The 15,846-nt window shown below is 49.1% G+C and carries 12 protein-coding genes; 5 read left to right on the top strand and 7 right to left on the bottom strand.

Features of this window, described 5'->3' with window-relative positions:
• The first annotated feature begins 226 nt into the window (after positions 1-226).
• Positions 227-634 (top strand): hypothetical protein, encoded by a 408-nt coding sequence (locus tag GZ78_RS06875; protein ID WP_152558585.1) that lies wholly within the window; start codon positions 227-229, stop codon positions 632-634.
• Here the strand turns inward: GZ78_RS06875 and GZ78_RS06880 are convergent.
• Complete coding sequence (locus GZ78_RS06880) at positions 621-1,781, bottom strand: MFS transporter (RefSeq protein ID WP_152558586.1); 1,161 nt, start codon at positions 1,779-1,781, stop codon at positions 621-623. The two genes, GZ78_RS06875 and GZ78_RS06880, sit on opposite strands and share 14 nt — an antisense overlap.
• Positions 1,782-1,837: 56 nt before the next feature.
• Here GZ78_RS06880 and GZ78_RS06885 point away from each other — a divergent pair, with 56 nt between their 5' ends.
• Complete coding sequence (locus tag GZ78_RS06885) at positions 1,838-2,857, top strand: cupin-like domain-containing protein (RefSeq protein ID WP_034833719.1); 1,020 nt, start codon at positions 1,838-1,840, stop codon at positions 2,855-2,857.
• Positions 2,858-2,999: 142 nt separating this feature from the next.
• Here the strand turns inward: GZ78_RS06885 and GZ78_RS06890 are convergent, their stop codons facing one another.
• The 6 genes from GZ78_RS06890 to GZ78_RS06915 all read right to left on the bottom strand — a co-directional run bounded on the left by GZ78_RS06890 (position 3,000) and on the right by GZ78_RS06915 (position 11,122).
• On the bottom strand, positions 3,000-4,163 hold the full coding sequence (locus GZ78_RS06890; protein ID WP_034833720.1) for a thiolase domain-containing protein: 1,164 nt from the start codon (positions 4,161-4,163) through the stop codon (positions 3,000-3,002).
• Positions 4,163-5,221 (bottom strand): thiolase domain-containing protein, encoded by a 1,059-nt coding sequence (locus tag GZ78_RS06895; RefSeq protein WP_034833722.1) that lies wholly within the window; start codon positions 5,219-5,221, stop codon positions 4,163-4,165. The genes GZ78_RS06890 and GZ78_RS06895 overlap by 1 nt, the downstream gene beginning before the upstream one ends.
• Complete coding sequence (locus GZ78_RS06900; RefSeq protein WP_081869700.1) at positions 5,214-6,272, bottom strand: Zn-ribbon domain-containing OB-fold protein; 1,059 nt, start codon at positions 6,270-6,272, stop codon at positions 5,214-5,216. The genes GZ78_RS06895 and GZ78_RS06900 overlap by 8 nt, the downstream gene beginning before the upstream one ends.
• Positions 6,273-6,404: 132 nt before the next feature.
• Positions 6,405-7,529: a CaiB/BaiF CoA transferase family protein gene (locus GZ78_RS06905; protein ID WP_034833725.1), complete on the bottom strand. Its 1,125-nt coding sequence runs from the start codon at positions 7,527-7,529 to the stop codon at positions 6,405-6,407.
• 104 nt (positions 7,530-7,633) lie between these two features.
• The gene (locus GZ78_RS06910) at positions 7,634-9,781 is read right to left on the bottom strand and encodes a 3-hydroxyacyl-CoA dehydrogenase NAD-binding domain-containing protein (RefSeq protein WP_034833726.1); all 2,148 of its coding nucleotides are present in this window, start codon (positions 9,779-9,781) and stop codon (positions 7,634-7,636) included.
• Positions 9,782-9,913: 132 nt separating this feature from the next.
• Positions 9,914-11,122, bottom strand: a complete 1,209-nt coding sequence (locus GZ78_RS06915; protein WP_034833728.1) for an acetyl-CoA C-acetyltransferase — start codon at positions 11,120-11,122, stop codon at positions 9,914-9,916.
• Positions 11,123-11,481: 359 nt separating this feature from the next.
• On the opposite strand from GZ78_RS06915, the gene GZ78_RS06920 reads away from it, so the two are divergent.
• The 3 genes from GZ78_RS06920 (at position 11,482) to GZ78_RS06930 (ending at position 15,793) form a co-directional block, all read left to right on the top strand.
• Positions 11,482-12,489 (top strand): AraC family transcriptional regulator, encoded by a 1,008-nt coding sequence (locus tag GZ78_RS06920; RefSeq protein ID WP_034833730.1) that lies wholly within the window; start codon positions 11,482-11,484, stop codon positions 12,487-12,489.
• A 183-nt stretch (positions 12,490-12,672) separates the two neighbouring features.
• Entirely contained in the window at positions 12,673-14,361 is a 1,689-nt protein-coding gene (locus GZ78_RS06925) for a class I SAM-dependent DNA methyltransferase (protein ID WP_034833732.1), read from the top strand.
• The gene (locus GZ78_RS06930; protein ID WP_034833734.1) at positions 14,351-15,793 is read left to right on the top strand and encodes an AlbA family DNA-binding domain-containing protein; all 1,443 of its coding nucleotides are present in this window, start codon (positions 14,351-14,353) and stop codon (positions 15,791-15,793) included. Before GZ78_RS06925 ends, GZ78_RS06930 begins: the two co-directional genes overlap by 11 nt.
• Positions 15,794-15,846 lie beyond the last annotated feature (53 nt).

Below are 15,846 nucleotides of genomic sequence, written 5' to 3' on the forward strand. Positions count from 1 at the left end.
TATATGAAGAAATGTTAATGCAAAACAATATTTGTTGTTTATCCTCGGAGGAGTTGTTGGTTTATTCTATTCATATACTCGATTCATCCATGGTCTCAAAGGCAAGGTTATGTTGTTGAATAACGTCCTGTACAGATTTCTTAAGTCTTTGGCTTTACTCTCATCTGTCATCCTGTCAATGTTTGCGGTTCTCTTCTCTCCCACAGTAACAGCAGACTCTGTGTCTATGATGAAAGGCAAACCTCTGCATGATTTTAAAGCGCTCAGCGAGGCGGTTCTGGAAGACAACCGTGCTGTCAGGGGGCTGATTTATCAGGAGAAATGTCACTTGAGAAGTGAGAGTGGCGAAAAAGAATTTCCTTTGGCTATTCGTCCTTTTTACTACACCGATTTTGCTTATGTACCCAAAACGGGCGTTCTTGCTACCTGGCATAATGCGGAGCATCCGCATCCTCAGGGGCACGATAAACTGCCTTACGACATTGTTAGAATGTCCATGTACATCTGGGGAGCTGAGGAAGATAAAGGCCTCAATGTTAAATTAATGTTGAGCAACTATAAATTTGAGAAGGTTTTGGACAGAGTTTATTTCTGTGAGTTTGGTAAAGGCATCGAGCTGTTCAGGACGCCTTGAAGGAGCTTATTGAATGTTTATAGCAGGTCAATGCCAGAAAGCTGAATAGCATCATCAGAGCGGTAGGCTGGATCATACTCTGATGATTCATTAGTCCTACAGTTGTTCCGGCCAGTCCACCGACACTGAAATTGAGAATGTTTCCTGAAACCACCAGGGTGCTGGTGCTTTCGGGAAACTCAGTTATGAGGCTGGCATTACCATTGGCACCAATGAAGGCCATTGGAATGACGGCAAAAAGAATCAGGCATATAAATAATGGCAGGATGGCAAGGGTTGCCGAGAGAACAAGAGTAAACGTAATGAGCAACTGACTGTAAATCCCCCATTTTAACAGTCGCTCCAAATGGATGGTTCGTACCAGCCAGGCATTAACAATACTGCCTCCAATCAGTGTCCCATTAATCAAAGTACTAAGCAGAACAAATTCTCCCAGGCTCAAAGAGATCAGATTTATGAAGATGTTCGCTTGGGAGCTAAGTAAGACCATAATGACCGAAAAGCTGAAACTGATGGCGAGAAGACGACTCAGAACCCCGGGTTTTTTCAGGATCTTACCAGGATGAACTTCAATACCCTGTGAAAAGCATTGAGGAGGAAAAGACAGGGATAAAAAAAGAATCAGTATTAAACTACCCACAAGAGCTTGAGCCAGAAAAATGGTTTTCCACCCCCATGTCATCAATATGGCGCCGGATAGTGGTGATACGACCATCATGACCCCCATTGAGGCGGTCATCAGAGAAAGGCGAGCAGACAGCAGATTTGAACTATACAGGGTTGAAACAGCTGTTATAGACAGGTTAGTGAGAAACCCCGCAGCTATCGATTGAAAAAAACGCAAGATCAAAAATAGATAAGTATTTTCAGCAAAAACTGTTCCTGCAGAGCCTACAATGTATCCGATCAATGCCAGTAGCGTCAGAGTATATCGATGCTTACGTGCGAAGCCGGAAGCCATCAGTCCAACGGCATGGCCCAGAATGAAAATACCCGTAGAGGCCATGACTGCAGAGGAAGAGTGACTGTAAAAGTTCATGATCTCCGGTAAAGCAGGAAAAACACTTTCCAGAGCAAAAGAGGCCAAAGAGGCTGCCATTAAAAAAAATAGAAAGTAGTTGGAGTGTGTATTCACGGGTGAGGTCACAAAATGCTCCCCTCAGGGTTTGAATGATTAATCCAACTTAGGCAGCGGCTGTCTTCATGCAACAAGTTATAACGACCACTCATACCATTGACTCAGAATCTTTTATTCAATCTTTTCTGAACCCTCATCAACCGCTATTAATAAAAGCGTACGCTCCGGCTTCAACAAGTAAAAAACAGTTACAGTCTGTGGTCAGTCTGTTTGGTAGTCATCCCATGCAGGTCAAGATACCTTATATTGAACAGCTTCAGGCTCAGAGCAGTTTAGAACAAAATCCAGAAGTCATGAGCCTGGAGGATTTTATTGTCCGGCTGGAACAAAGCCCCTCCTGTCGACAGTGCATGGTTGAGGAGCCTACACCAGCGAGTGTGCTTGAGCAGATTGGGATTCCTGATTTGACATGGGGCAGGGGAGTTGGCGAGCTGGTTTCCAACACCTTCGTTGCAGGAAAAGGAAATCATGCTCAACTGCATTTTGATTGTGACCAGCGGCATGTTCTTCTCATGCAGCTCTTCGGTCGTAAGCGAGTATTTCTTATACACCCAAAAGATTCTCCAAAACTTTTACCTGTTCTGAATCAGAGCTGGTGGATGCTTCAGAATATGGCTTTGGACTGTAAAAGACATTTGTTGTCCAGCTGTGAATACTGGGAGGTAGAGCTCGAGCCCGGGGATATGATCTATATCCCCATGATGTTCTGGCATCATATAGACTACCTGGATACGGGTGTTTCTGTTAATTTCAGGTTCGGTAACCGGCCTGAAAATACCTTCATTAGCGAACACCTGCACAGAGACAGCTTTATACAACGATTGTCTTTATTTCTCGATTCCACCGATGATGATCTGGCAAGGCAGGCAATTATGACTGCTCTGAAGGAGAGGTTGAGTGAAAGCTACTCATCAGCTTTTGAAGCCTATTCATGTATCAGACAGAGGGCGAGTGAGCTTTGCCAGCTCTATTGTGAGGACTGGTCAGGGGAACAGTTCGTGCTCGACTATGAAGAGAGCATGGTCCGGGGTACTCCTGCTCTGATGAGAATTATTCAGGGCTTTTATCAGGGGCGGGTTGAATGAAAAAAGAGAGTGCAGCTCAGCGTTATTACTCATACCGTTCGCACTGAGCCTGTCGAAGTGCATTACCAGCATCCTTCGACAAGCTCTGGATGAACGGAGCATGTATGTGTTTTAACGCTTGGCTGCTCCAGGTAAAAATGTTTTACCCTTTATCAGCGCTTACAATCCACATGGCATAGAACTGTGCACCACCACCATAAGCATGACCCATAGCTGTTTTAGCACCGGGTACCTGGTGGTCACCACATTCGCCGCGAACCTGCTGAGCCGCTTCTGCGAAACGGATCATACCGGAAGCACCGATGGGGTTAGACGACAAAACACCGCCGGATGGGTTCCAGGGTGTGTCACCGCCATCAATCAATGATGTGACATTATCCATGGTCAGCTTCCAGCCTTCACCTTCTTCGGCAAAGCCCAGGTTTTCCAGCCACATAGGCTCATACCAGGAGAAAGGTACATAGATTTCTGCACAGTCAATCTCTTTACGAGGATTGGTAATACCGGCTTGCTGATAAACGTCAGCAGCACACTGACGACCAGCCAGAGGGTTCACCTCTTCACGTTCTGCGAACATGGTGGGCTCGGAACGCATGGCGGTACCACGGATCCAGGCAGGTTTTTTGGGAGACTGTTCAGCCAGCTCTTCGTTAGCGATAACCATGGCACAGGCACCGTCGGAAGATGGGCAGGATTCCAGCATCCGGATCGGATCCCAGAGCATGCCAGAGTGTTCTACCTGTTCTTCGGTAATTTCACCCAGTTTGAGGTGAGCCAGAGGGTTCAGTGCACCGTGCAGACGATCTTTGGTCGCTACCCGAATACCCGTATTGTAGGGTGCATTACTGCGGCGCATATACTCACGAATAATGGGGGCAAAGTAACCTCCGGCGCCGGCATTCAGGTGAGGTGAAAACGGCTGAGGGTTAGACAATGCCCACATGGCATTGGATTCTGACTGTTTCTCAAAAGCGACTGTCAAAATACGCTTGAACATACCACTCTGTACATAAGACGCGGCTACAATAGCGGTTGACCCACCTACAGAGCCCGCAGTATGGACACGCAACATGGGTTTGCCGTTACAGCCCAGAGCGTCGGTCAAATAGGCTTCAGGCATAATAATGCCTTCAAACATATCGGGCGCTTTGCCCACTATCACGGCATCGATGTCGTCCCAGGTCAACTCTGCATCTTTCAAGGCGTTGACAGCGGCTTCTCGAACAAGGCCTGCAATAGAAACATCGGATCGTTTGGTTTGGTATTTGGTTTGTCCAACACCCACCACTGCTGCTAATTCAGCCATTATTCTGCCTCCAGTACCGTGACCATGTTGTGCTGCAAGCAAGGTCCGCTGGTGGCATGAGCAACACCGCGTTTTGCTTCCCCATTGATAATGCGACGGGCGACTTCACCAATACGGTCAAGGCCTGCAGCCATCATGACATTACCGGCCAGAGGGCCACCGGAAGGGTTGACCACTGTATTGTCATCCAGACCCAGTGCTTTTTTCAGGATGATTTCCTGATGACTGAACGGAGCATGAATTTCAGCAATATCCACCTTGGCAGACTTAACACCGACAGCTTCAGCAGCAATGGCAGTCGATTCAGACATCGTCAGGTCACGGGCGCCAAAGTTATGGGTTTCAATGCGATGATCCATCGCTTTGATGACGGCGTAGGGCAGTCCCCATTCTTTGGCTTTTTCAACGGTGCAGATGATCATGGCTGACGCACCGTCTGAAACCGGAGGACAGTCATGTTTGCGAAGAGGTGCAATGTACTCTGGCTCTTCCAGCAACTGTTCTACTGAGTAGTCGCCAGACAGTTGAGCTTTGTTATTAGACTTGGCATTCGCTCGTGAACGACTGACGACTTCTGCCATGTCTTCTTCTGTCAGAACGCCTGCGTCGAGAGCTGCACGAGCCTGCATGGCATTCAAGCTGACCACATCTGGCCATAGTGGCGAGTAATAATAAGGGTCCAGCTGTTGAGAAAGAACCTGAGCCAGTTTACCGGGACTGGATTTTGCAAATCCGTAAATCAGGGCGGATTCGGCTGCACCCATGTTAATTTTCAGGATACTTTCGTACAGCGCCCAGGCTGCGTCCATTTCAACGTGGGATTCCTTGATAGGTGGCACAGCACCCAAGGCATCAACACCGGCAACAAAGGCAAAGGCAGCCCCTTGCAAATAGTCACAGCTGCCTGAGCAGGTGAAGTCGACATCATGGATGTCTTTCAGTCCAGCATCTTTCAATACCTGTTTGACCACAGGCATGATCAGCTCGACTTCGTTATTGGCACCAGCATCCCGAACAATAGGGTTCTGTGCATAGGCTACAACGGCTATATCACGCATCTTTCTTCTCCCCCTTTTCATTAGCTGAGGGCTGCTCATTAGCTGAGGGCTCATTAGCTGAGGGCTCATTAGCTGAGGGCTCTAACTTACCAATTTCTTCACGAGGAATATCGGGCTCGTCAATGGGTTGGAAGTAAGCGATGCTTTCCATTGCATGAGTCCACTCTTCTTCTGGCTTCCAGACAGCTTCTACGCGCATACCAATGCGAACATCGCTGTTGTCACAGCCGCTGACTATGTGAAGGAAGGATTGATGGGTATCGTCAACCATCAGGTTTGCCACTACAAAAGGTGGTTTGATGGGGTTGCCGGGAATAGGGATAGAGATGATGGTGAATGATTGAACGGTAGCCTTGTTGGTCAGCTCTACGTTTTCATCATTAGCAACACCACAGGCTGGACATGAGCCACGAGGTGGTACATAAACAGCGGTGCATTCAGGGCACTTGCCGCCTGTGAGCTTGCCTTTCTTGATGTTGGAAAGGAAGGCCGCTGTCGCTTTACCTGCAGTGAAGTTGTACTCCAGATAAATAGGTGATTCGACACCGGTGACGGGCTCGAGATCAGCAGCTACAGCAGGTTTTTCTGCGACTTTACCTTCTTCGGATGCCGGTTCGAAACAGGCAATGTCGGTGATCAGTCCCTGGGTTTCATCAGCCCAGCGTACCTGTACTTTCATGCCCGTACTCATGGCCTCCTGACTGCCAGCGTCAACCATATGCAGCATGGGAACATCGGTGCCGTCCAGCTGAATCAGGGCAAATGCGAAGGGTTTCTTCAGAAGATGCTTTTCATTCGGCTCATTGACCCACGACCAGGTTTTGACCACACCGGTTTCAGCCACATCAACAAAGTCAGTGATGGCTTCAGCCGTTTTGGGATCGTATTCCATCGGAGGCACATAAACCTTACCGTCACTGGCCTGGTTGCCAATGAGTTTGCGCTCGCGCAGCCCGGTCAGGAATCGACCTACAACAGGGCCGGTAGAGCGGGTATAGGTGTAGCCGAGCGTAAATGCCTGGCTCAACACCTCTGGCTCATTTTGCGGCATATTTATCACTCCTTTTTTTGTTTTTATCGTGAAAAATTTTTCATCGTTGCGATGAAAAACAAAATCTTCCGCTTATGATTTTCTAAACTGCATTCCCGCGCGCCAACATGGGAATGCATAGTCAACTTAAGTTCAGCTGAGTGCACCGGCATTTTTCAATGCCTGGATTTTGTCTGCTGAGAAGCCCCATTCATTGAGTACACTTTCGGTGTCCACACCGGCTGCTTTGGAGCCATGGCTTACCTCAGAAGGTGTACGGCTGAAGCGGGGGGCCGGAGCAGGCTGAGTCATACCATCAATCTCGATGTAAGTATTACGTGCGACATTGTGTGGGTGCTGTGGTGCTTCCAGGAAATCGAGGACAGGTGCAAAGCAAACGTCAGAGCCTTCCATCAGCTCACACCACTCTGCCTGAGTCTTGGTTTTGAAAATGACTTCCAGCTTTTCCTTGTATTCAGGCCAGCGAGCAGAGTTATGCTGGTCACCAAACACACTGGGATCAAGGTTGGCTTTTTCAATCAGCAGGCTGTAGAACTGGGGTTCAATAGAACCCAGCGAAACGTATTTACCATCCTGAGTCTCGTAGGTGTCATAGAAATGAGCGCCACTGTCCAGCAGGTTGCTGCCTCTCTGGGTGCTCCAGATTCCCATGGCATGGAATGAGTTAAACATGGACATCAGGAGTGCAGAGCCATCGGTCATGGCGGCGTCTATCACCTGACCTTTGCCTGTTTTTTGTGCTTCCAGTAATCCTGCCAGCAGACCCACCGCCAGGAACATGGCACCACCACCGTAATCGCCTACCAGGTTCAGGGGAGGAACAGGCTTTTCATGTTTGCGGCCGGTTGCGTACAAAGCCCCTGTGAGAGCGATATAGTTGATGTCATGACCTGCAGCCTGAGACAAAGGACCTGTCTGCCCCCAGCCAGTCATTCGACCATAAACCAGTTTAGGATTGCGCTTCTGGCAGTCTTCAGGACCTACACCCAGTCGTTCGGCCACACCAGGACGGAAACCTTCAAAGACGGCGTCAGCACCTTCAACCAGATTCAGAAGGGTTTCGAGACCTTTTTTACTTTTCAGGTTCAGGGCTATGGATTTTTTCCCACGTCTTGTGACGTCTGGCATGACATGTTCGGAGCTGGCTCGTTCAATGACAATGACTTCTGCGCCCATGTCAGCGAGCAGCATGCCACAGAAAGGGCCTGGACCAATGCCAGCGAGCTCGATAATTTTAAAGCCTGTCAGGGGACCCATTGTGTACGTCTCCAATTTTTATAGTTATTTTGAGGCTGTCAATCCCTCGGAGGTTGATCGAGATTTTATTCTCGATCAACCTCCTGTGAGGGCAAGCGAACAGGCTATACGAACAGCTCGCCTTTCTCAGCCTTCTCAACAGCAATGGCAGGTGGAGCGAAACGGTCACCGTATTTCTCGGCCAGTTCGGTCGCACGATTCACGAACTTCTGAGTGCCGTAGGTGTTGACAAACTGGATCAGACCACCGGTCCAGGCAGGAGCACCGATACCCATGATGGTTCCGATGTTGGCATCGGCAACGGAGTGTACAACGCCTTCCTGCAAACCTTTCAGGGCTTCAATGACCTGACGGAACAATAGGCGGTCTTTGACGTCTTCATTCGGGATATCAAGATCTTTGTTGTAGTAAAGGTCATACAGTCCAGGCCAGATTTCTTTACTGCCATCTTCACCGTATTGATAGAAGCCACCCCCCTGATGACGACCACCACGACCGTGTTCTTCAACCATGGTGGACATAACGCCACGAGTAATTGAGCTGTCACCATGAACATCCAGAAGACCCAGTGCTTCAGCAGAAGCGCTGGCTTTTAAAGAGGTGCTCAGACTTACTTCGTCATAGATAGCCAGCGGGCCCAGAGGCATGCCGATAGAGTTAGCCAGGTTGTCCAGAGCAACCGGATGAAAACCTTCCTTCAGCAGTTGAACCCCTTCATCCAGATAGCTGCCGAAAGTACGGGAAGTGAAGAAGCCGAAAGAGTCATTAACGACGATAGGCGTCTTTTTGATCTTCTGAGAGTAGTCAAAAGCCTTGGCCAGTGTTTCCTGGCTAGTTTTGTCACCACAAATAATTTCTACCAGCGGCATTTTGTCGACTGGCGAGAAGAAGTGGATACCGATGAAGTTCTCTGGGTTCAAGCTGGCTTCTGCCAGACGACCGATAGGCAGGGAAGAGGTGTTAGAGCCATAAGTTCCGTTTTCTGCCAGGAAAGGTTCTGTCTCCTGAACGATCTTCTTCTTCAGATTAATATCTTCGAAAACAGCTTCGATGATCAGGTCACAGCCCTGTAGGTCTTCGTTGTTGGCTGTAGGCTTGATCAGGCTCAGAATGCCTGCTTTTTTCTCTTCATTCATACGACCACGGGAAACGCGCTTGGAGAGCACTTTATCAGAGTAGCTCTTGCCTTTTTCAGCGGCTTCAACGGTCAGATCTTTCAGGACAACTTCAATGCCTGCCATGGCTGAAACCAGAGCGATACCCTGACCCATGACACCAGCGCCGAGTACACCGACTTTCTTCACATCTGTTTTGTCGATGCCTTTAGGACGACTGGCTCCGCCATTCACCTGATTCATCTGGAAGAAGAAGGTGGTAATCATGTTCTTCGCTACCGGAGTCATAACCAGTTTGGTCAGACCACGGCTTTCGACTTTCAGAGCGCCGTCAAAGCTGAGTCGAGCGGCTTCTGCGGCACAATCCAGAATGGTTTCGGGAGCAGGCATCAAGCCTTTGGTTTTTTGCAGCAGCATCGCAGGCGACATAACCAGCAGCTGAGCTACCTGTGGGTTATTGGTGTCGCCACCAGGGATCTTGTGACCTTTACGATCCCAGGGCTGGCTTTTGGCTTCGTCGTTGTCCTTGTTTTCCTGGATCCAGGCTTTAGCACGGGAAACCAGTTCTTCTTTGGTGTCGACCAGTTCGTTAATCAGGCCTGCTTCCAGCGCTTTGTCCGGAGTGATCTGTTTGCCTTCCATAATGTAAGGCAGAGCATTTTGCAGGCCCAGCATATTAACGGTACGAACGATGCCACCTGCACCCGGCAGCAAGCCCAGGTTTACTTCAGGCAGACCCAGTTTGACGCTGCGGTGATTCCAGGCAATTCGATAGTTACAGCCCAGGCAGAGTTCGAAACCACCACCCAGTGCCGCACCATTAATGGCAGCGACTACAGGTACAGGCAGTTTTTCCAGGCGACGGAAATGACCTTTTACCACTTCCAGGCCTTCCATGTAATCTTCTTCATCACCGGGCTGAGCTTCTACCAGCTCGTTGAGGTTACCACCGGCAAAGAAGACGTCTTTGGCTGATGCAAAAACGACACCTGTCATGTCGGTTTCTGCTTCCAGACGGGTCACAGTGTCTTCCATAGTGCCACGGTATTCTTCAGTCATAGCGTTGACTGAACCTTCCATGTCCATGGTGATGGTGACGATACCGTCGGCATCTTTTTCGTAAATAAATCCGCTCATTGTTCTTGTTCTCTCTGTTCTTTTTCACAGCTCATGGCTGTTTTCTCGTTCCTACGCTCTGCGTGGGAATGCATATTGGGTCTGGCTCACGCTCCCACGCTGGATCATGGGAGCAGGCTGTTCTGTCGAGTCTTAAACCCGTTCAACGATGGTGGAGATACCCATACCACCGCCAACACAGAGAGAGATCATGCCGCGCTTGAGGTTACGACGTTCCAGCTCGTCAACCATTGTGCCGACCAGCATGCCGCCGGTAGCACCCAGTGGGTGACCCATGGCAATAGCGCCACCGTTTACGTTGGTAACGTCGTGGGAGATTTCCAGTTCACTCATATAGCGCAGGGCAACAGAAGAGAAGGCTTCGTTGATTTCCCACAGATCGATATCGCTGGCTTGCAGGCCGGCTTTTTTCAGTGCTTTGCGAGCAGCAGGAGCTGGGCCAGCCAGCATCAGAACGGGCTCAACAGCCAGAACCGCAGTGGCGACAATACGAGCGCGAGGTGTAAGACCCAGATCTTTACCGGCTTTCTCACTGCCCACCAGAACCGCTGAGGAACCATCTACGATGCCGGAAGAGTTACCCGGAGTATGAATGTGGTTAACTTTGGAAACCTGTGGGTACTTGCTGATGGCCACATCGTTAAAGCCAAATTGTCCTGGCATTTCGAAAGCAGGCTTCAGTTTGGCCAGGCCTTCCATAGTGGTTTCAGGCTTGATGAAGTCGTCTTTGTCCAGAACGGTGACACCGTTGCTGTCTTTGACGCCAACAACAGATTTGTCAAAGTAACCATTGTCGCGGGCGTGAGTAGCACGACGTTGTGATTCTACTGCGAAGGCATCCACCTCTTCACGGGTGTGACCGTCCAGAGTACCCAAAAGGTCAGCGGCCACACCTTGAGGAATAAAACCATTCTTGAAAACAAACTCAGGGTCTGCACCCATAGCGCCACCACTGGAACCCAGGGGAACACGGGACATAGACTCAACACCGCCGGCTACGACCAGGTCTTCCCAGCCAGAAGCAATCTTCTGAGCAGCAATGTTCACAGCTTCAAGGCCGGAAGCGCAGAAACGGTCCAGCTGGACACCGGCAACACTCTGATCCCAGCCAGCATTGGCAACGATCATTTTAGTGATGTCGCCACCCTGTTCACCAACAGGTGTCACACAACCGAATACTGCGTCATCGACGTATGAAGTATCCAGGTCAAGACGACTTTGCATGGCTTTCAGTACTGAAGCGCCCAGATCGATAGGCTTGACTGTGTAGAGGCTACCGTCTTTCTTACCCTTACTCCTTGGAGTGCGTACGGCATCATAGATATACACTGGATGGGGCATGTTGGGTTTCCTTTAATTTCTTCTTGCTTTTTTAATTCCAGGTGGCCGGTTGTCCTGAAACTGTTTTGTACCGGCTGATTCCCTGAAGCTGTCATTTGCAGCTATGGACTGTGGCTCATTCTGCTTTGGAACGATTGACTTAACAATGACAGAGGGGGACATAAAAATTGACATTAGATGACAGTTTTACTTTAGAATTCAGGTTTGGAAGGACGAGACGACTAGAAGAATCAGTCCTAGGAAGGGTGTTGGAACCGACTCTTTTACAATGAAAATGCAGCTCTATCAGACCCTCTAGTCATTTTCATGTTTCGGGGGGAGCCGCATTTCCCGCTCATGGCTGTTTCAGAGTGTAAAGAATGAAAGCAATTACAATCAGTTCGGCTTATGTACGTCAGACACTCGATGGTGCCAAGGCTCTGGGTTATGACCTCAAGAAGCTTTTGCATGAGTGCAAGATTCCTTTGCAAGTATTGACTGAAGACCGTTCAAGGGTGGAAGCAGCCCAATATTTCAGGCTGGTTAATAAGCTGACATTGTTGCTAAATGATGAAGCTATGGGGCTTTTGGGTAAGCCGCAAAGGATTGGTGTGTCTGCCATGATGTGCAATGCGGTGATTAATTGCCCCTCCACTGGGGAGGCTTATGAGCGTTCGGTAGAGTATGCGAATCTGTTGGAGAATGGCTTTCACCATCGGCTGACATTAGATGACAATCTGGTGACTCATGAAATTGCCCGTCGTTCGACAGACGCAGTGATCAATGCCTACATCGTGGAAACAACTCTGATGTCTTTTCATCGTTTTCACAGCTGGTTGGCCAATGAAAGAATGCCGATCGTTCAGGTCACGCTGGACTATCCCGCTACGGACTACCCGGAAGAGTATCAGTTTCTCTTTTTTGGTGCGGCGGTACTGTTCAACCAACCCAGAAATACCATTGTTTATCAGCGTAATGCCTTTGATTTACCCAATTGCCAATCCTATCAGTCTCTGCAGGCTTATATGGAGCGTGCTCCTATGAATCTGTTTGAAACCAGAGTCAGTGATAAACAGGTGGCGATGAACGTTAGAAACCTGATTGAAGTCAGCCTCAAAGAGAAAAAAGAATTACCAGAGATAGAAGTGGTCGCTGCTCATTTAAATATGCACTCGCAAACCCTGCGTCGTGCATTGAAGAAAGAAGGAACGGTGTTTCAGGACATCAAGACGCAAACTCGAAGGGACATTGCCATCCATCTTCTTAATCAGAAGCGGCTATCCATAGAAGAGATTGCCGCTAAAGTGGCCTTTTCAGAGCCCAGTGCTTTTATTCGTGCTTTTAAAAGCTGGACCGGGCTTACGCCTTTGACTTATCGGAAGGGGTGAGGGTGCATCAGGTTTGTCACTCTTGCGCTCGTAATCTCACTAAATACATTCATGACCAAATTAAGTATTCTATAAGTATCTGGCTACCGGGAACCCTGCTGAGTCTGTTTATGTATTGATCAAGGCGTTGTTTTGGGCGGTAGCATGCCTGTATGAGATGGCCCCACTAACTTGAAGTTTTTTATGAAGACTACAGAACAGCAGTTTCTCAACAACCTTGAGAAAAAGCTCTGGACCAGCGCCGACAAGTTGCGCTCTACTCTTGATGCAGCACAATACAAACACACCGTTTTGGGTCTGGTCTTTCTGAAATACGTTTCAGACTCCTTTGATATTCGTCGTGATGAGCTGACTGAACAGTTCAAGAACGAAGATCACGAATACTTCCTCGATCCAGAAGAATTCGATGGTGCAGACGGTGATGAATACGCTGAAGCTATCGCTGAAGAACTGGAAGAGCGTGATTACTACACCGAAGTCAATGTCTTCTGGGTGCCCAAGCAGTCACGCTGGGAGTTTCTTCAGAACCAGAATAAAGTGGTCATCACGGGTGAGCTGGAAGTTAGCGAAGGCGGCTCTTCAGGAGGGAAGACCAAAAAAATCCGTTCTGTTGGTCAACTGATTGATAACGCCCTGGAAGCCATCGAGCACGACAACCCCAAACTGAAAGGGGTACTGAACAAACGCTACACACAGTTGCAGATTGACCAATCCAAACTGGGCGAACTGATCGACCTGATTGCCACCGTACCCTTCAAGCATGACTCTCTTGATTCCAAAGATATTCTCGGCCATGTGTACGAATACTTCCTCGGTCAGTTTGCCCTGGCAGAAGGGAAAAAAGGCGGTCAGTTCTACACGCCCAAATCCATCGTTAGCCTGATTGTGCAAATGCTGGAACCCTTTAAAGGCCGCGTGTACGACCCGGCGATGGGATCGGGTGGTTTCTTTGTACAGAGTGAACACTTTATCAGTGCTCATAAAGGCCGTATTGGAGATGTGTCCATTTACGGGCAGGAATACAACCACACTACATGGCAGCTGGCGGCCATGAATATGGCGATTCGTGGTATCGACTTTAACTTTGGTAAAGAGCCTGCCAACACCTACACCAATGACCAGCACCCGGATTTGCGGGCTGATTTTGTCATGGCCAACCCGCCGTTCAATATGAAAGAGTGGGACACCGGCATCAGCGATGATGACCCCCGTTGGCAATACGGACGACCACCGTCAGGCAATGCCAACTTCGCCTGGCTGCAGCATATGCTGTATCACCTGGCGCCCAATGGCAGTATGGGCCTGTTGCTGGCCAACGGCTCCATGAGTTCCAACACCAATAATGAAGGCACCATCCGTAAAGCCCTGATCGAAAACGATCTGGTGGAATGTATGGTCGCCCTGCCCGGCCAGCTGTTTACCAATACCCAAATTCCTGCCTGTATCTGGTTCCTCACCAAAAACAAAAATGAACGCACCAACTCCCGTGGTCGCAAGCTACGCAACCGCAAAGGCGAAGTGTTGTTTATTGATGCCCGTAATCTTGGCTTTATGAAAGATAGGGTGCTGCGTGATTTCTCTGCGGAGGATCTGACCCGAGTCACAGAGACTTACCATAACTGGCAAACGGGTGAAAGTTACGAAGATGAAGCCGGTTTCTGTAAGTCTGCTGATTTTGAAGCTTTGAGAAAACACGACTTTGTGCTGACACCCGGGCGCTATGTCGGTGCAGCAGCAGAAGAAGACGATGGCGAACCTTTTGCGGAGAAAATGGCTCGGTTGACTGGGCAGTTGAAAGAGCAGTTTGCGGAGTCGGATCGGCTGGAAATCGAGATTAAAAAGAATTTGTTGGGGTTGGGATATGAACTCTGACCGCTCATTACTGGATGAAATCCAACAGGGTGAGAGTAAAACCCTGGAATTCAAGAGTCAGCTGCCCAGCCACGATCAGTTGGCAAAAACCATGATTGCCTTTTCCAACTCTGGCGGGGGTAAGCTGGTTATTGGCGTCAACGACAAACGCAAACTGACAGGCCTGGGTGATAAAGATGTGTTTGAACTGATGGATCAGATCAGCTCAACACTCTACGACTCTATCGCCCCGGCACTGCTCCCTGAAACCTATGTGGAAAATGTACGGGGCACGGAGCTACTGGTTATCCGTGTTTCAAGAGGCTCAATGCTTCCTTATTACCTGAAGAAGAAAGGTAAAGAGAAGGGTTGCTATATACGTATTGGCGCCACGAATCGTATAGCCAGCGCTGAACAGCTGGCTGAGCTGGAGAGACAGCGATTTCACCGGTCATTTGATGAACAGATCAACGCCGAAGTTTCTTTGGATGATCTGGACCTCTCGCCTCTGGAACAGCGCTTTCAAGCTCTGGGCAAAATACTCAACAAACAACAGCTTCAGAACCTGAAACTGGTGCGTTCTGAACAAGACTCACTTTACCCGACCCATGGTCTGCTCATACTTCTGGGTTATTACGAACACTGTGAAATAAAATGCAGTCGTTTCAAAGGGAACACCATGTCCATTTTTCTGGACAAAAAAGAGTATCGGGGGGATCTGTTTTCTCAGCTTGAACAAGCGGAGCTGTTTATCAAAAACCACCTGCACCTGAAAGCAGATATTAACCAGCTGCAAAGACAGGACAGTTACGAAATCCCTTTCACCGCTATCCGGGAAGTGCTGGTGAATGCCCTTGTTCACCGTGACTACAGCAACTTCGGTCGGGATATAAAGCTGGGCATTTATGATGATGCCCTGAACATTGTCTCACCCGGTGGCCTGCCTAATGGCCTGACCACGGATGATATTCAGAAAGGCCGTTCTGAAGTGCGGAACCGGGTGATCGCCCGTGTCTTTAAAACCCTGAACTATATAGAACAGTGGGGCAGCGGCATTCAGCGGATAAAGGAAGCCTGTCAGGAAGCACAGCTTCCAGAACCCAGACTGTCTGAAACTGGCGATTTTATAGACTGGGAGCTCTACCGCCCTCTGAGAAACCAGGTTCGGGAGCCTGCTTCGACACCAAAATCGTCGGAGAAAATGTCGGAGAAAGTGTCGGAGAAAGTGTCGGAGAAAGTGTCGGAGAAAGTGTCGGAGAAAACGTCGGAGAAAACGTCGGAGAAAATACTCCGTCTGCTGTCAGTCAGCCCCAGGATGACCATTGCCGAGATGGCTCAGTCAACCGGGACCACTACCCGTACCATCGAGCGGAATATCAAGAAATTGCAGGAGTTTGGACAGTTGAAACGGATTGGGTCTGATAAAGGTGGTTATTGGGAGGTTCAGGGATGATTGTTTTGTATCCGGGGGATGCGATGTCTGATCGGTTGGAAGGTGAGATTAAG

The sequence above is a fragment of the Endozoicomonas numazuensis genome (genome assembly GCF_000722635.1).
In the GTDB taxonomy this organism is placed as follows: domain Bacteria; phylum Pseudomonadota; class Gammaproteobacteria; order Pseudomonadales; family Endozoicomonadaceae; genus Endozoicomonas_A; species Endozoicomonas_A numazuensis.

What these genes read in the sequence shown, in the direction of transcription:
- GZ78_RS06875 (WP_152558585.1), top strand. Translation starts at nt 227, where the DNA reads ATGATGAAAGGCAAACCTCTGCATGATTTTAAAGCGCTCAGCGAGGCG.
- GZ78_RS06885 (WP_034833719.1), top strand. Translation starts at nt 1,838, where the DNA reads ATGCAACAAGTTATAACGACCACTCATACCATTGACTCAGAATCTTTT.
- GZ78_RS06890 (WP_034833720.1), bottom strand. Translation starts at nt 4,163, where the DNA reads ATGGCTGAATTAGCAGCAGTGGTGGGTGTTGGACAAACCAAATACCAA.
- GZ78_RS06895 (WP_034833722.1), bottom strand. Translation starts at nt 5,221, where the DNA reads ATGCGTGATATAGCCGTTGTAGCCTATGCACAGAACCCTATTGTTCGG.
- GZ78_RS06900 (WP_081869700.1), bottom strand. Translation starts at nt 6,272, where the DNA reads ATGCCGCAAAATGAGCCAGAGGTGTTGAGCCAGGCATTTACGCTCGGC.
- GZ78_RS06905 (WP_034833725.1), bottom strand. Translation starts at nt 7,529, where the DNA reads ATGGGTCCCCTGACAGGCTTTAAAATTATCGAGCTCGCTGGCATTGGT.
- GZ78_RS06910 (WP_034833726.1), bottom strand. Translation starts at nt 9,781, where the DNA reads ATGAGCGGATTTATTTACGAAAAAGATGCCGACGGTATCGTCACCATC.
- GZ78_RS06915 (WP_034833728.1), bottom strand. Translation starts at nt 11,122, where the DNA reads ATGCCCCATCCAGTGTATATCTATGATGCCGTACGCACTCCAAGGAGT.
- GZ78_RS06920 (WP_034833730.1), top strand. Translation starts at nt 11,482, where the DNA reads ATGAAAGCAATTACAATCAGTTCGGCTTATGTACGTCAGACACTCGAT.
- GZ78_RS06925 (WP_034833732.1), top strand. Translation starts at nt 12,673, where the DNA reads ATGAAGACTACAGAACAGCAGTTTCTCAACAACCTTGAGAAAAAGCTC.
- GZ78_RS06930 (WP_034833734.1), top strand. Translation starts at nt 14,351, where the DNA reads ATGAACTCTGACCGCTCATTACTGGATGAAATCCAACAGGGTGAGAGT.